We start from the raw sequence: 14982 nt of genomic DNA on the forward strand, positions 1-14982 counted from the left end.
ACGTGTTACCGTCATTGCGAGGAAATTGCATAGCAATTGACGAAGCAAAATCTCAGGAGTTTGTTATTATTTCATGAGATTGCCACGCAGCCTACGGCTGCTTGCAATGACAGAGCAGGAATGACATCGAGTCTACATCTCCGATAAATTCCAAAGTAGTTGATTTGCCTCAACAATTATATTTTTATCTACTAATTTCTTGATATATACTAATTTATTATCTGGTTTGATTTTTGCCTGATTAGAGTAAGTACTAACGAATTTTAAAATTTTATCAGTCATATCGGCATTTTTATAAAATTTAATCACAAATCCGTTATCTCCTGAATCTAGATTTTCAATATTTAACTTAAAGCATAATAGTTTTATTTTTACAATATCAAGTAAATTATTAAATTCAATCGGTAGTAAACCGAATCTATCAATCATCTCATCTTTAAATGTCTCTACTTCTATCTCATTACTTAAATTACCTATTCTTCTATATAGTCCAAGTTTAAGAGCTGCATCGGCTACATAATTATCTGGAATAAAGACGGATAATCCCAAATTAATAGTCGGGATAAAGGGTTGTTCTGAAACAATCGGTTCATCTTTAAAAATAGCTATTTGTTCTTCCAGCATTTCTTGATATAGTTCTGTACCTACTTCTTTAATTTGTCCTGATTGTTCTTCACCTATCAAATTACCGAAACCTCGTAAATCCATATCACGGCTTGCAATAGTAAAACCTGAGCCCAAAGCACAACTATTTTGTATTATCTCTAAGCATCTTAAGGAGTGCGATGTCATCTTTTTATGACTTGCTACCGTTAGATAGGCATAACCCCGCATTTTACCTCGACCTATTCGACCACGCAATTGATATAGCTGACTAAGACCCAGCATATCAGCATTATGTATGATCATGGTATTTGCCTCGGCTATATCAATTCCTGATTCTATAATAGTAGTTGAGACTAGTATATCGAATTTGCCGGCATAAAACTCGCTCATAACCTCATCAATTTTACTCGGAGTCATTTTTCCGTAAGCTATTTTATAGCTTAATTCCGGCACGATTTGTTTTAATTGTTTTGCGATATCCTCTATATCTTTAATTCTTGGAACTACATAAAAACTTCTTCCGCCTCTAAAATGTTCGCGTAATAATGCATCTCTGATAATAACGGGATCAAACGGCATAACCGAGGTATGAACTTCCAGCCTGTTTAGAGGCGGCGTTGCAATAATGCTAAGTTCTTTTAAACCGGTCATTGACATTTGCAGCGTTCGAGGAATCGGTGTTGCCGACATTGCAAGTACATGGGAAGAGGATTTTAGCGATTTAAGAAATTCTTTTTGACCGACACCGAAATGTTGTTCTTCATCGATTATTAACAATTTCAAATTAAAGAATTTTATATTTTTATGTAATAAAGAATGAGTGCCTATTATTATATTTATTTTACCGCTTTCAAGCTCCGATCTTATAATTTTTGCTTCTTTAGAACTAATAACGCTAGATAATTGCTTGATATTTAAACCAAAACCTTTGAACCTTTCTATGAACCTTGAAAAATGTTGACTACATAAAATAGTTGTCGGTACAACTACGGCTACTTGAGGTAAATGTTCATTTAGAGATTTTGCTACCATAAAGACGGCACGCATTGCTACCTCTGTTTTACCAAACCCGACATCACCGCATATTAACCTATCCATTAACATACCGTTTCTTAGATCTTCTTTAATATCGTTTATAGCGATTAATTGGTCTTCCGTTTCGCTGAAAGGAAAATTAGCACAAAATTTATCATATTCTTCAAGGTCAAATTCAACGGAAGCACTACTATTAAGTTTCCTTTTAGCTGCTATTTGTATTAAATGCAGTGCTATCTCTTTTATACGCTTTTTAAGCTTTGCCTTACTTCTTTGCCATGCAACGCTACCAAGCTTATCAAGCTCCGCATTATCATTGCCGTATTTTTTTATTACCTCTATACTTTCAACTGGTATATATAATTTATCATTGCCGGCATATAAAATCTTTAAAAAATCATGTGGTTTGCCTTTGATTTCTAAAGCTTCTAGCTTTAAAAACTGCCCTATTCCATGATCTTTGTGAACAACAAATTCGCCTTCAGCTAAATTATCAAGCTCCAGCAAGATATTTTTAAGTTTTTTGTTAGTGTTTGTAGAGCTAGGTTTTTCTTCTAATAATTCGCTAGCGGTAATAAATAAATATTCTTTCGTATAAAAGCTTTGATTTAAAGGAATTATCGCGACATTTATTATTGAAGCCTTAGCCTCATCTAATTTATTTATCTCATTATATTTATATTCATAATTTTGAATTATGCTTTTGATTCGCTCAAAACTACTTAAAACGCTTGAGCCTATAATAATTTTCTTATGAGAATTTGCTTTAATAACCTCAAATAATTTATCGAAAACCGTTTTCTTTTCTATAAAACTTGTAGCAGCGATATTTTCAATTAAGCTAGCTTGCTCTGAGTTTTCAAAAGTAAGTAGTATATTATTTTTTTGTTCTAGTAATTCCGTTATTTCAGAAGCGGTAAAATATAAGCTAGTCGGTGAAAGGGTGGGATAGAAACTATTAAATTTAAGTTTATTTGCCTCTGACCTTGCCGAATAAAAATCGTTATAACTATGTTCAAATTCTAAAATGGCTTGTTTTGACAAATTATCGAATATGAAAATAGGATCGTTTAAATAATCTATTAAGTTAGAGCAGGAATCGTAAAATAATGGGAGTAATTGTTCATATCCTGTGAATTTTCTTCCAGATATTACCGCCTCATATAAAGCATTATCAGTATGATTAACTCCAAAATTTCGTAAGTAATTATTCTTAAAATTACCTATAGTTTCACTATTTAAAACTATCTCATTTGCAGGACTAATAATAAGCTCCCTGCAGGATTTAGTCGAAATTTGCGTATCAATATCAAATTCTTTTATTGATTCAATATAACCCCAGCTAAAATGAATTCTATAAGCTTTAGGACCGGACAATATTATATCAATGATTTCGCCTCTAACCGCAAATTCCCCAGCATCGATGCTACTCGCATGTCTTGTAAAACTATTTTCTACTAGAAACATAGCAAGCTCATCCGTAGTAAATTTCATTTTAGGGGATAATTTCAAAAAATATTTAGAAAAAAAATCTTTCGGCGGTAATTTGTTTAATAAGTTCGCTGTATGAGTGATGAGTAATTTGTTGCTATTACTATTATTTGTTGTTAGCTTGATTAATGTTTCTGCACGTCTAGATAAGATATTTGCATTTGGTGACGTATGGTCATAAGGGATGGTATTATAGCTTGGAAAGTAATAAATATTTTCATTAGAAGAAAAAAATAAAGCTTGCTTGTATAATTGCAACGCCTCCTCTTCATTACTCGCACTCAAGATGAAATCTTGCTTAAGATTCTTAGTAAAATTATCAATTGCAAAGAAAGATTTGGCAGCCGCCGGAAATTTTTGTTGTAACATTCTACAGGAGTTTATATTTTTGCTATTTTGTGTAATTTATCAATTATTTCGGCATCTAGATAAGAAGGAGCAGAAGATTTATTATTAATCCAATTATAAAGATCATTATCATTTTGATCAAGTATTAAAGAATAGCTTCCAAGTTTTTTTTCATCCATTAAGGAGAGGTACTTTTCGGCAAAGCTACCGAGTATATAATCCATTTCTCTGCAACCGCGATTTTTACTACGGTAAACAAGTTTCTTTTGTAAAGAGTTTTTATTTAATTTATTCATCTATAACATCTTGCAAAAATTTTTTATAATAATATTATTAAAATAATCAGATACCAAGATCATTTTAAAATGCTTTAATAATTCAGCACTCTAATAAATCCATTCTACATGGGTAAAATTCTATTAACTTTTATTATCAATAACAGCAAAAAAATAAATATGTCGGTTCAAAATATCTGTTCTACAAAAGCTTATGATATGCTAATTTCAAATGATAATGCTTTTCTTGTAGATGTTAGAACTAGAGAAGAGTGGCAGCAAGTGGGGATACCTCATTTAGATAATAAAAATAAGATGCTCTTTCTAAGTTGGCAATTGAATAAAGATTTTGAAGATAATTTTTTATCTATCGTTAACGATAAAATTCATGCAATAATATTTTTTCTGTGCCGTTCAGGATATAGGTCATTTATCGCAGCAAATTTTATAACTAATATAGGTTATAAAAATTGTTATAATATTAGTGACGGCTTTGAAGGAAATAATCAAGATAAAGGCTGGAAACAAAATAACTTACCGTGGCAGTTTTAAGTGAGTACTAACCAAATAATTTTAACGGATCAAGGTGATAATTATGTAAATGTCTGGAGTCACGTGGCTCAAGATCTTTACAATCATTACGGTGAAACTCTATATAATAGCTGGTTTAGTAAAGTTAATTTTATAGAGTCTTCATTAAATACCGTTATTCTTTGTGCCCCTACTAACTTTGTTAGAGATTGGATAAAATCCAAGTACTCTATGGTCATATTGCAACTATTTCAACATTATAATAATACCATTAAGTCAATTGAAATAATTACTAAAGAGTTACCTGGAACAACCCAAACAGTTACAGAATTACCTACTAAGACTTTTGCCGATATCGGCAGCAGTGAGCTTAATTCGGAAAATATCTTTTCAACCCTTGATGTACGTTTTACTTTCGATAATTTTGTGGTTGGAGCCCCAAATGAGCTAGCTTATGCAGCCGCAAGAGCGGTTGCAGAATCATCAGGTGCGGTTTCTGAGTCTAATCCGCTTTTTCTATATGGCGGCGTAGGGCTTGGTAAAACTCATTTAATGCATGCAATCGGTTGGTACATCAAGCAGCATAATCCAAGCCGCAAAGTGATATATATGTCGGCAGAAAAATTTATGTATCAATTTGTTAAAGCTCTGCGTAACAAAGAAGTAATCTCGTTTAAAGAGAAATTTCGTTCGGTTGACGTGTTAATGATTGATGATATTCAATTTATTTGCGGTAAAGATAGTACGCAGGAAGAATTTTTCCATACTTTTAATACATTGATTGATAATAACCGTCAAATGGTTATTTCTTGTGATAGATCGCCTTCAGATTTAGATAATATTGAAGATCGGATAAAATCTCGTCTTGGATGGGGCTTAGTTGCCGACGTTCATAGTACTACTTATGAGCTACGACTCGGTATTCTAGAATCTAAGATTGAGCAGATGAACGTTAAAATACCAAAAGACGTAATTGATTTTTTAGCATCTAAAATTGTTTCAAACGTTAGAGAACTTGAAGGAGCTTTAAATAAGGTGATCGCTCATTCTAATTTTACTTTAAAAGAAATTACACTCGAAAACACACAAAATATTTTGCGGGATTTACTGCGTTCTAATGAAAGAATAATTACCGTTGAAGATATTCAGAAAAAGGTAGCTAGCCGTTATAATATTAAGTTATCCGATATGTCTTCATCACGGAGATTACGAGAAGTTGCAAGACCGCGTCAAATAGCCATGTATCTTAGTAAAGCATTAACGCCGAAAAGTCTTGCAGATATCGGTAAAAAATTCGGTAAAAAAGACCACACGACGGTTATGCATGCTATTAAGAAAGTAGAAGAATTACTGGAAAACGATATAGAATTACGCGAAGAGATTAATTTGCTAATGAAAATATTGCAGAACTAAACGTCATACCGTAGTCAAGCTGACTTTGTTGCATGGTCTGAAAAACCGACTCGATGTCATTCCCGCGCAAGCGGGAATCCCAGGTAAAGTAAAATAAATCGAGCTTTTAATTGTACAAACTTATTGTGTATAACCTTTAAATTACTGGATTCTCGCTTTCGTGGGCATGACATAAACAGCCATACAATAAAGCCCAAACTTCGCAGGAATGATATAGATATATATCAAATGCTCTCAAAAAACGATTCAGTAAAAGAAATTTTTTTCAAGATTCTCCAGAAAATACCAAATTAACAGAATTATAGATAATTATGGTTACGGTGAGGGGGTAGCATATTTCTTACTTAAAAGTTTAAATGAATTAATAAAGAGAAATTATAAATTCACTATCTCGACTACGATTATCAAATCCACGCTAATCAAGAATATAGATATATTTTTAAGAATAGTAATATTACAAAATATTTTATTGCTCCTGAAAAGCGCTTATTTTATCAATTAAAATTTGTTGATGCAGACAGGGTATACTCAAATGATTTGGAGAATTGGAATGTAAAACGAGGAGCAAGTAAGCACAGCCCTTAATAGGTGAGCATGCGAGTCCTCCGAAGTTTTGCAGAAACAATTCTTCAAATCATTTGAGTATACAAGCTACAGGCAGTCATCTATGTGGTAAAGATCAATATAATACTACCTATGTATTTTTAAATCCTGATTCATTTACTCTTAGCTACCAAGTTCTAGGACCTCAAAAAGACCATAATATTAATACTGTTTTTAATCGTATATAGTATTAGTATGTTCTCCAATTAGTTTAAAATATTCTTTCATACTATTGTCTATATCAGTTGTTTCCAAAGTTTGATTATTATCATCATCATTTGCATCATATATATCTTTTCTTTTAGACAAGGAAAGTTTTCATCTCTTTTGAAACGGGGTAGGGGAAATAGTTTGATTAAATTTGGGGGGTAATATCTTGTAATACATTCTTAGCATATTCAGGTGCATCAATATCATACCATTCTTTTATTTTAGCACATAAAATTTGTAGAATTTCAGGTAGGATTTTTTTTCTGTCTTGAGAGATGCTTGTTTTTGAGCTAAAAACCCTTCAATATTTTTTAAGCTTTCAGTAAATTCCAAGTAAGTTATTTCAATTAAATCCTTTAAATCTTGAGAACAATCCTTTTTTTCAAGCAATTTAGTTTTTGTAAGCTTTAAATTACGTTCTCCTATATTGTTTACTTTAAGAATTCAAGCAGTTAAATTTTGGTCTAATGAATTTAACAACTTTATAGGACAATGCTCTAATTTATGAACTTTTGCTAAAAAAGATTTTATATCATTGCTTTTTACATTATCCATATTTTTGTAAAATTACATTGAAGCTAAGATATCAAATATTCGTGCTATATTTGCTAGTTTATGATTATTTAATTTTTTACTAAGCCATTCTATTAATATATTACCTGCTTTAATAAGTAATAGATTACCATTTTGTACATTTGTAGTGTCATAATCTATTGTACAGGAATTTGGTAACATATATTTATAGTTTTTCAGTATACCTCTTGTTTGAGCAACGGCATGCTCAGCAAACATAGGAAAAAACTCCTTATATGATAAAAATATAGGAGCCGTAAATAAGGTTGCATTATTTCTATGCGTTGCAAGCATAAATAACAAATGTGTTAACTTTTCTGCAAAGTAATTTAGTTTTCGCGGTAATTTTCTATATTTTGTGTCGATGCTTTAGCATGCACAACTTCAAATATACGTTTTATAATAGCATGTTTATATTCATGTTCTTGCTCAAATTTAGATAAAATTTCATCATACTGTCCTAAGCCAGATACATCTGTTTGTACATTACCGGTTTTATAATGTACTATATGATTAATTGTAAAAGTTTCTTCTTTAGTATTTGAGATCTTACATATAGTAGATAAATCACTATTTATTTCTTCTAAAATCCGGTGCTTTAGCTGATTTTATTATTCCTACAAATCATTTCAGCAAAAGCTAAAAGTCCTTTAGAATTATGTATGGGTTATTACTTATACTTTTTTAAGTTGATATTACTGTTTTGCAATGTTTGTAATAATACTTTCTTTGCATGCTGAGCAGTAATACCGTCTGCTAAAGCAAATATCTTAGGCATAGAGTGATTTGGATTAAATACACAATGCAATAGCTTTTGATAATCCTTATCACTTATATTTTCTTTGTTATAATTTTTAAATAATTATGTTTATTAAAAGCAGTTTTGATAATATTAAATATTTTCTTCGTAATCATTATTATCTACAACTAATATTTCAGATTTAATTTTTTTATAAATATTTCTAATAGTAGAATATTTATAAAATCTATCAGCTAAATTATGTAATACTAAACCTAGTTTAAGTTTAAAATCTTCAGAGTTATATATATAATTAATATCTAATATATTTTTAAGTAAAAAATTAAGATACTTAGGTAAAGTATAATTTTCTTTTAACTCTTCATCAGAGGAGCTATCAAAGTTTTCGTATTTTAGCATTATTATTTATAGTAGAATGAGTGTTAAATTATTTAGAAACAAATATCCCTATAAGGGGGATTAAAGTATCTAGTGTCTCCGTAAGGGCACTAAAATCATCTCTATATAATAAATCATTTGTAGTACATAATTCTTTAATATCTAAAGTTTGTCCAGTATTTCCCTCAAAACAATACATAAATGCCAAAGCTTCCATAATTTTCTTATCTTTAACAAATTTAAATAATCGTTCTTTTCCATAAGTTATTGTATCTTCAACTATTGTATCTTCAACATCAGCTAAATCTTTCTCTACTAAGGGCATCATTGTATTTACTTCTTGAGCTAATAACTGAGGATCTATATTACTAGGATGACTTAGCATATCTCATACCATCATAGTTATGATATTAGCTATATACTAAAATATTCATTATTAATTAAGTTTTCTTTACTAATAGTTACAATTTATTTTATAAGTTAATTTTGTTCAGTTTAGACTTTAGACAAATAAGTTATTGACAAAAGTTAATTTTTATTGTATTTTGCCCTCTTAGTATTTTTTTGAAAGGTAGTTATGGTAGATATAAACAATAATAAGATTAGCTTAGCACTATTTGAAGGCGGTGGAGTAAAAGGAAATATCCATTTAGAAAAATTAAAAATAATGGAGCAAATAACCGGTAAGCCTACTTGTGAGATATTCGATTTTACTGGAGGGACCAGTGTTGGAGGACTTATTTCTATTTTGCTTAATTTACCGAATCCTAATAATCCCGGAAAACCTTTATTCAGTGCAGCGCAAGCTCAAGAACTGTTTGAAGAAATGGCACACAATATTTTTCCGGTAGGATTAACTTTTAGAAAATTGTGGAGTTTTAATGGATTATTCAGCCATAAATTTTCTCCTGAACCATTAGTAAAATTATTGAAAGAACATTGTAAGGATTATACCCTCAAGGATTTAATCGGTGATGTTGTAGTTACAGGTTATGATCTAAATAATAAACAAAATCCTCTTATGACCTTCTCTACTATAGATGCTAGACAAAGTGCAGAGAATAATTATTACCTTTCAGATATAATACAAGGCATCACTGCAGCACCTGGATATTTCCCCAGCCACAATTTCCGTAATATAACCAATACTAAATCACATAAAATTATTGATGGTGGAGTATATGCTAATGACCCAACCTTACAAACATGGCAATTATTAAAAGAAAATAACTATCACATAGACAACGCTTTGTATTTATCATTAAAAGAAGAAAATAATGATGATTACCAAACTGTTTGTTGCGGCGGAGGCATGCTAGAACTAGTGAAAAATAATATGCCCGCTAAAATATTAGCAGCAACACAACAAGCTGATGAACAAACCGCTCAAAGCATTTTTGGTAATAAATTAATAGAAATAGCTACTTATATTCCAGCAGAACATGCTGAGATGAGTAATTCTAGTACTGAAAATCTGCAAGCACTAAAAGAATTTGCTAAAAAATCTATATATGGAAGCTCCACCTTTAGAGATATACCTTATAATGAAAAGTTTAAAGAAGCTATTGATAAAATAATCACTAATTATAATGCAAATAACCCTAACGACCCAATTGTTATGAATGATTTTTATAAAGCGTTATTCCATATTAATACTTCTAATAACGCACTTGATAAAAGTTTTGAACAGGAAGAGGATATAGCAAACAACGAGGATGCAGTGAATACACCGATAGCTCAAGCTCTAGATTCTAAAGATATAGAACCTCGGAAAAAAGAATTATTAGCAGGTATCAAGGAGTTTTTTAATCCATTCATCGAAAAAAATCCAGAAGCAAAAGTAGAGATAGAGAATTGTTTACACGAAATAAAAAATTTGACATTAGCAGAAATTGAAAACGGTATTGTTACTTTTAAAGCAGCTAGATTAAAATGGCAAGCAGAGCAGAATAACCTTGATGTATTTAGTAGCTGTAGTATGGAAGCCTTAAAAGAGGATATGACTCTTGAGGGTGAAGAGCATACAGATGATGTACAAGGTTATCTCTAACTTTCTTAATGTCATTCCGGCGTAGGCGGGAATCCAGTCAAAAAAGTATAAATATGCTAGACTTTTAAAACTAAACGCTCGATTTATCTCGCTTTACCTTGGATTCCTGTTTTCGTAGGAATGAAATCGAACACTTGCTTCGAGCCATACAACAACGCTACAGCTGCTCACAATGACGACACCTGTGTTTAGTGAGGAATATTTGACTTTTTCTTCTTATATAAAATCCAAATACAGTAAAACGAAATAGCAGACTTAAAACTAAGCATAATAAAGCAAAATTGCTTATCGTTGCGCAGTGTATTTTAGAAACCAAATAAGTTACAGCAGCGATAACTACATAGTATATTGCACCAAATATAGATCCTGCTGTACCTGGTTACTTTAGCATAATCCTTCAGTGCATAACGAAGCGTCATAGGGATAAGTAGATTATGCCCAATCATATGAATTATCATCGGTACAAATATCATAGCGATTGCAAGATTATGACGCGTTGAAATAATTTCTAATATAAAAGCATTTACCGCAAATAATATACAACCACACAAAACTAAAAATAAATCCTAAACCCATAACTTTTTTATCGTGTACATGGCGTTTTTTTTATTAAATACCCTCCTAAAAAGCCTCCAAAGATAGCGGCAAAAGATAACAAAAACGCTAATTTACCGTAAAAAGATGGCGACACTTTCATTGTATCAATCAAAATACAAGGAGCTTCTATGAAAAAACCGTAATATATGCCGTTAAATGCACCGATGATAAAAGCATATAACCAAAGAATTTTATCTTTAATAATTCCCTGCAACACCTCAAAATATTTACTGCTTTGGGAAAAATCTATATAAGAATTTATTGCAGGTAAAACTTTATAATATAGTACCGGTAAGGCTAAAAAATACAAAAACATAATGCCAGCTTGAATATTCTATAATATAGTCCCCTATAGATGAACCTAGAGAAGGGATAAATAACAAGCCACGGAGATAAGCTAGCATAGACATATGATAACTCTAAGCCTTGATAGCAGTCTCCCAGCCATACCTGCCCAATAACAGAACCTACACTTACACCGAAAGCTTGTACAAAACGAGCTTATCATCAGCATTTCTATATTAACTGTAAAAATGCTAATAATTGAAGATACAACATATAATAAAGCATAATGTATAATTTGAGTGAGACCGCCGTCAATGCCGAAATATTTGGTTAAACTCGGTAATCCTGAAGTATAAATTGTTTCCGTAGTCGGTGATAAAATAAATAAGCATAGAAGCATCCATGCCGGAATCTTCGCAATAATTTTCATAAATGATTTTATTTCGGTTCATCGAGTTTTATCTATTAATCCGCTCCAAACAAAATTTTTCCATTATCATTTTTAATCTGTCTATTCTCTCAATCAAGTAAAGTAACTGCTCTCTGCTAATTCTATAATTTTTATCATATCTTGCATCAACGTAAGCTTTTTCTAGTAATTCAAAATATTCTTTTTGTTCAGGAGACGATTGCAGAAATACTTTAAGTAGTTCAACATTATAAATTTGCACAATATCCACCTAGCTTTCTTACATAGTGTAACTTTGGTTTGTAACGGGCAAAAACTAATAAAATGTTACTGTAAATACTTTCTAGTGGCTTGATGCAGCTCAAAAGCACTTTTACTAAAATCACCTCTTTCTAATGGGTATTTACAATCAATAAAAAAACTCTTGCCTCTACCACACCAGTATTCATAATCTTCTTTAGCCATTTCTTTTACTTCACTCCAAGGCAAATTTTTAGCTCGAGCAAGCTGCTCGCCACTATCATATAAAAGAATACCTTCATTCTTAATGTCGGTATAAAAATAACGCCCTTTTTCAAGCTTGTCATTTACCTCACTTATAGATTCGCATGTTATAGATATCCAAGGTTCTAGCGAAAAAACCTCGGCTTTTCTTAAGCCTGTTTGTTCTAACCTTTTTTCTATCTTAGATTCTACCCTTAAAGTAGCATGCTCCTTAAATTTACTTTTTTTTCTACTAAAAAGTCAAAATCACTTGTATAACTATAAGTAGTATGATCTTCCGTATACATATCTTTAACCCAATCACCTCTAGCATACGAGCCATACAAGATAATCAGGACAATTTGATCCTTGGCAACAGCCAAAATTTGCTGCACTATATAATCAAGCCTATTTGCACTTCAAGAGACCATTTTGGTCAAATTGTTTTCATAGCTGATCGTTATTTAAACGTTAAATCTAAAATGTACTATATCCCCATCCTGCATTTTATATTCTTTACCCTCTAAACGCATTTTACCTACTTCCTTGGCTTTTGCTTCACTACCGAGATTTATGTAATCTTTATAGCTGATAACTTCTGCTCTGATAAAACCTTTTTCAAAATCGGTATGAATAATACCGGCAGCAGCCGGTGCAAGTGTGCCATCTTTAAAAGTCCAGCTATGGGCTTCCTTTGGTCCTATAGTAAAAAAGCTTTTAAGGTTTAAAAGATTATACCCCTCTTTAATGACTTTACTAAGCCCTGTTTCGTCTAAACCTATAAATTTTAAAAACTCTTCCTTTTCTTCCATGCTTTCAAGTAAAGCAATTTCAGCTTCTATTTTTGAAGAAATTACGACACTTTTAGCATTTTCTTTCTTTGCTCTTTCCGCTACTAATTTTGTACATTCATTACCTATAGCTGCATCTTTTTCAAGTACGTTACATATATATAAAACAGGCTTAGAGGTAATTAACTGCAATTGTTTTAAATTATCAACTCTTAAAGTTTCATTTAGCACTCTTGCAGGTTTATCCGCACCTAATACCTTATAAACCTCTTTTAACAGCTCTATCTGCTCTACCATTGCTTTATCGCCTGACTTCAAGCGTTTTTCACTTGTAGCTAAACGCTTTTCAACCGATTCTATATCGGCAAGTATTAATTCCGTTTCAATAATCTCGAGGTCATGCAGCGGATCGACTTTGTTATGTACGTGCGTTATATCCTCATCTTCAAAACAACGCAGTACGTGCAGTATTGCATCGACTTCCCTGATATGAGATAAGAACTTATTACCTAGCCCCTCCCCTTTGCTTGCTCCTTTAACAAGCCCTGCAATATCGACAAGCTCAATATAAGACGGAATAATTTTACCGCTTCCGGCTAAGCTTGCTAGTGTATGCAAACGCGCATCAGGCACTAAAACTTTGCTGCTATTAGGCTCAATAGTACAAAACGGATAATTAGCAGCATCTGCAGCCTGACTTGCCGTTAAGGCATTAAATAACGTCGACTTACCGACATTCGGCAACCCAACAATTCCGAGTTTTAGTGTCATAAATTTTTCCGTAAATAATACATTATAGAATCTTTTTCGTAACCGTGCATAGCAAATTCAATTTTATACCCCAGTTTCTCATAAAACGATTTTGCTTGGCAGTCCATAGTAACAAGATGAATAAAATTACAGCCTCGTTCACGTGCTAAATCCTCAACCTTTTGCATTAGTACAGTACCATAATTTTAGTTTCTTATATTTTCATTAACAAAGAGTGAATCAATGTAAAATCCCCCCAAGAACTCATACCGCTAATTCCTACAACAAAATTTTTATCCTGATCTAAACAGGAAAATGAAAAAGCTTCAATATCTCCTACTAACCCCTTTTGTTCTCTAGCATCTTTGTTCAAAGCCTCAATAATTATAGTTCTATGAGTTCTATCCATTGCATCAGCATAAACAATTTCAAAATTTTGTGTCATAAATCTTTGCTTCTTTGCTGTTTAGTTTTAATATCGTTTTCCCGTCATTGCGAGGAGATGCATAGCATAAACGTGGCAATCTCATGAAGTAGTATAGAATTCCTGAGATTGCTTCGTCAAAACTTACAGTTTTTCCTCGCAATGACGAATTGGTATCATCCATACAGCAACGTCGATCAAGTCGTAGGAATAACATTGAATATATCAAGCTATCTTATTCTTAAATTCTTCTAACTTATTCTCTAATATTAAACCAAAGTTACTAGTGATTCTATCTATAGCTTGCATTACTGTTTTATACTCCGGTTTAGAGAAATGATTAAGTACGTAATCTGCTAAATCCTGATTATTTTGCGGTCTACCGACTCCAATCCTAATCCGGTTATAATTATTACCTATAACCCCATCAATCGACTTTAAACCATTATGCCCGCCATTACCGCCACCGGTTTTAAATTTTACTCTACCTGTTTCTAAATCAATATCATCATGAATAACAAAGCTTTTTGCGGGGTAGATATTATAATATGTTTTCACCGATATCACTGACTTACCGGACAAGTTCATATAGGTGGTAGGCTTTATAAAAATTATCTTTTGTCCATCACTAATAGTTTCAGCAATTTCACAATTGAATTTTTTCTTTGTACTAAATGATGAATTATATTGGTTTGCTATTTTCTCTATAGCAATAAAACCGACATTATGCCTCGTATATTGATACTCTTTTCCTGGATTACCAAGACCAATAACAAGAAGCATAATAATTTACCTAATAATATAGTAATGGAAAATTTTTGAAGAAGTATTGATTTGCAAGAAGTACAGAATAATGTCATTCTTAGCTCAGCATTATTGCGTGGATCGAAAAACCTACTCGATGTCATACCGTGGCTTGACCACGGTATCCAGAAAAAAAATTAACAAAGACTGGATACCGCTACAAGCT

General features: G+C 31.9%; 17 protein-coding genes and 1 pseudogene. 4 read left to right on the forward strand and 14 right to left on the reverse strand.

Translation table 11 applies throughout. The annotated features are described in order from the left end of the window. Nucleotides 1-132: 132 nt before the first annotated feature. Together mfd and RSA_RS04590 are read right to left on the reverse strand one after the other, a co-directional pair. On the reverse strand, nucleotides 133-3501 hold the full coding sequence (gene mfd, locus RSA_RS04585; RefSeq protein WP_014364880.1) for a transcription-repair coupling factor: 3369 nt from the start codon (nucleotides 3499-3501) through the stop codon (nucleotides 133-135). A gap of 11 nt (nucleotides 3502-3512) precedes the next feature. Next, complete coding sequence (locus RSA_RS04590) at nucleotides 3513-3776, reverse strand: succinate dehydrogenase assembly factor 2 (protein ID WP_012151075.1); 264 nt, start codon at nucleotides 3774-3776, stop codon at nucleotides 3513-3515. A gap of 159 nt (nucleotides 3777-3935) precedes the next feature. Between RSA_RS04590 and RSA_RS04595 the strand changes: the two genes are divergently transcribed. The 3 genes from RSA_RS04595 to RSA_RS09615 all read left to right on the forward strand — a co-directional run bounded on the left by RSA_RS04595 (nucleotide 3936) and on the right by RSA_RS09615 (nucleotide 6490). Then, nucleotides 3936-4307 carry a rhodanese-like domain-containing protein gene (locus RSA_RS04595; RefSeq protein ID WP_014362389.1) on the forward strand — a complete coding sequence of 124 codons (372 nt, stop codon included), beginning with the start codon at nucleotides 3936-3938 and terminating at the stop codon, nucleotides 4305-4307. Further along, a complete protein-coding gene (gene dnaA, locus RSA_RS04600) occupies nucleotides 4308-5699 on the forward strand; it encodes a chromosomal replication initiator protein DnaA (protein ID WP_010977515.1) in 1392 nt (463 codons plus the stop codon). A 638-nt stretch (nucleotides 5700-6337) separates the two neighbouring features. After that, entirely contained in the window at nucleotides 6338-6490 is a 153-nt protein-coding gene (locus RSA_RS09615) for a DUF6314 family protein (RefSeq protein ID WP_014362583.1), read from the forward strand. A 589-nt stretch (nucleotides 6491-7079) separates the two neighbouring features. Here RSA_RS09615 and RSA_RS04610 read toward each other — a convergent pair. The 3 genes from RSA_RS04610 to RSA_RS04620 all read right to left on the reverse strand — a co-directional run bounded on the left by RSA_RS04610 (nucleotide 7080) and on the right by RSA_RS04620 (nucleotide 8608). Beyond that, nucleotides 7080-7379 (reverse strand): hypothetical protein, encoded by a 300-nt coding sequence (locus RSA_RS04610; RefSeq protein WP_014364881.1) that lies wholly within the window; start codon nucleotides 7377-7379, stop codon nucleotides 7080-7082. A 598-nt stretch (nucleotides 7380-7977) separates the two neighbouring features. Beyond that, nucleotides 7978-8244: a hypothetical protein gene (locus RSA_RS04615; protein WP_014364882.1), complete on the reverse strand. Its 267-nt coding sequence runs from the start codon at nucleotides 8242-8244 to the stop codon at nucleotides 7978-7980. Between the two features lie 28 nt (nucleotides 8245-8272). After that, entirely contained in the window at nucleotides 8273-8608 is a 336-nt protein-coding gene (locus RSA_RS04620) for a hypothetical protein (RefSeq protein ID WP_014364883.1), read from the reverse strand. A 192-nt stretch (nucleotides 8609-8800) separates the two neighbouring features. On the opposite strand from RSA_RS04620, the gene RSA_RS04625 reads away from it, so the two are divergent. Beyond that, the gene (locus RSA_RS04625; protein ID WP_014364884.1) at nucleotides 8801-10273 is read left to right on the forward strand and encodes a patatin-like phospholipase family protein; all 1473 of its coding nucleotides are present in this window, start codon (nucleotides 8801-8803) and stop codon (nucleotides 10271-10273) included. Nucleotides 10274-10461: 188 nt separating this feature from the next. On the opposite strand, the pseudogene RSA_RS09620 reads toward RSA_RS04625, so the two are convergent. The 9 genes and pseudogenes from RSA_RS09620 to pth form a co-directional block, all read right to left on the reverse strand. Then, nucleotides 10462-11585 (reverse strand): annotated as a pseudogene (locus RSA_RS09620) (Bcr/CflA family efflux MFS transporter). Between the two features lie 28 nt (nucleotides 11586-11613). After that, nucleotides 11614-11826 carry a nucleotidyltransferase gene (locus RSA_RS09625; protein WP_231284208.1) on the reverse strand — a complete coding sequence of 71 codons (213 nt, stop codon included), beginning with the start codon at nucleotides 11824-11826 and terminating at the stop codon, nucleotides 11614-11616. Nucleotides 11827-11891: 65 nt separating this feature from the next. Continuing rightward, a complete protein-coding gene (locus tag RSA_RS09630; RefSeq protein WP_231284209.1) occupies nucleotides 11892-12053 on the reverse strand; it encodes a HEPN domain-containing protein in 162 nt (53 codons plus the stop codon). A gap of 209 nt (nucleotides 12054-12262) precedes the next feature. After that, nucleotides 12263-12430, reverse strand: coding sequence for a nucleotidyltransferase domain-containing protein (locus RSA_RS10295; RefSeq protein WP_014363157.1), 168 nt, complete (start codon nucleotides 12428-12430; stop codon nucleotides 12263-12265). A gap of 81 nt (nucleotides 12431-12511) precedes the next feature. Continuing rightward, nucleotides 12512-13609 (reverse strand): redox-regulated ATPase YchF, encoded by a 1098-nt coding sequence (gene ychF / locus RSA_RS04640; protein ID WP_014364885.1) that lies wholly within the window; start codon nucleotides 13607-13609, stop codon nucleotides 12512-12514. Then, the gene (locus RSA_RS04645; RefSeq protein WP_014273656.1) at nucleotides 13606-13776 is read right to left on the reverse strand and encodes a GNAT family N-acetyltransferase; all 171 of its coding nucleotides are present in this window, start codon (nucleotides 13774-13776) and stop codon (nucleotides 13606-13608) included. Before RSA_RS04645 ends, ychF begins: the two co-directional genes overlap by 4 nt. 26 nt (nucleotides 13777-13802) lie before the next feature. Further along, nucleotides 13803-14033 (reverse strand): hypothetical protein, encoded by a 231-nt coding sequence (locus RSA_RS04650; protein WP_014364886.1) that lies wholly within the window; start codon nucleotides 14031-14033, stop codon nucleotides 13803-13805. After that, complete coding sequence (locus tag RSA_RS09030) at nucleotides 14017-14196, reverse strand: hypothetical protein (protein WP_075807922.1); 180 nt, start codon at nucleotides 14194-14196, stop codon at nucleotides 14017-14019. The genes RSA_RS04650 and RSA_RS09030 overlap by 17 nt, the downstream gene beginning before the upstream one ends. A 41-nt stretch (nucleotides 14197-14237) precedes the next feature. Continuing rightward, nucleotides 14238-14795 (reverse strand): aminoacyl-tRNA hydrolase, encoded by a 558-nt coding sequence (gene pth, locus RSA_RS04655; protein WP_014364887.1) that lies wholly within the window; start codon nucleotides 14793-14795, stop codon nucleotides 14238-14240. Between the last annotated feature and the right edge of the window lie 187 nt (nucleotides 14796-14982).

This window comes from Rickettsia philipii str. 364D (assembly GCF_000283995.1).
Lineage (GTDB): Bacteria > Pseudomonadota > Alphaproteobacteria > Rickettsiales > Rickettsiaceae > Rickettsia > Rickettsia rickettsii.

Excerpts from the sequence above, each read along its gene's own strand:
- ychF (WP_014364885.1), bottom strand. The coding sequence starts at position 13,609 with ATGACACTAAAACTCGGAATTGTTGGGTTGCCGAATGTCGGTAAGTCG.
- RSA_RS09030 (WP_075807922.1), bottom strand. The coding sequence starts at position 14,196 with ATGGATGATACCAATTCGTCATTGCGAGGAAAAACTGTAAGTTTTGAC.
- pth (WP_014364887.1), bottom strand. The coding sequence starts at position 14,795 with ATGCTTCTTGTTATTGGTCTTGGTAATCCAGGAAAAGAGTATCAATAT.
- RSA_RS04645 (WP_014273656.1), bottom strand. The coding sequence starts at position 13,776 with ATGCAAAAGGTTGAGGATTTAGCACGTGAACGAGGCTGTAATTTTATT.
- RSA_RS04615 (WP_014364882.1), bottom strand. The coding sequence starts at position 8,244 with ATGCTAAAATACGAAAACTTTGATAGCTCCTCTGATGAAGAGTTAAAA.
- RSA_RS04595 (WP_014362389.1), top strand. The coding sequence starts at position 3,936 with ATGTCGGTTCAAAATATCTGTTCTACAAAAGCTTATGATATGCTAATT.
- RSA_RS04650 (WP_014364886.1), bottom strand. The coding sequence starts at position 14,033 with ATGACACAAAATTTTGAAATTGTTTATGCTGATGCAATGGATAGAACT.
- RSA_RS04625 (WP_014364884.1), top strand. The coding sequence starts at position 8,801 with ATGGTAGATATAAACAATAATAAGATTAGCTTAGCACTATTTGAAGGC.
- RSA_RS04610 (WP_014364881.1), bottom strand. The coding sequence starts at position 7,379 with ATGCTTGCAACGCATAGAAATAATGCAACCTTATTTACGGCTCCTATA.
- mfd (WP_014364880.1), bottom strand. The coding sequence starts at position 3,501 with ATGTTACAACAAAAATTTCCGGCGGCTGCCAAATCTTTCTTTGCAATT.
- RSA_RS04590 (WP_012151075.1), bottom strand. The coding sequence starts at position 3,776 with ATGAATAAATTAAATAAAAACTCTTTACAAAAGAAACTTGTTTACCGT.
- RSA_RS04620 (WP_014364883.1), bottom strand. The coding sequence starts at position 8,608 with ATGCTAAGTCATCCTAGTAATATAGATCCTCAGTTATTAGCTCAAGAA.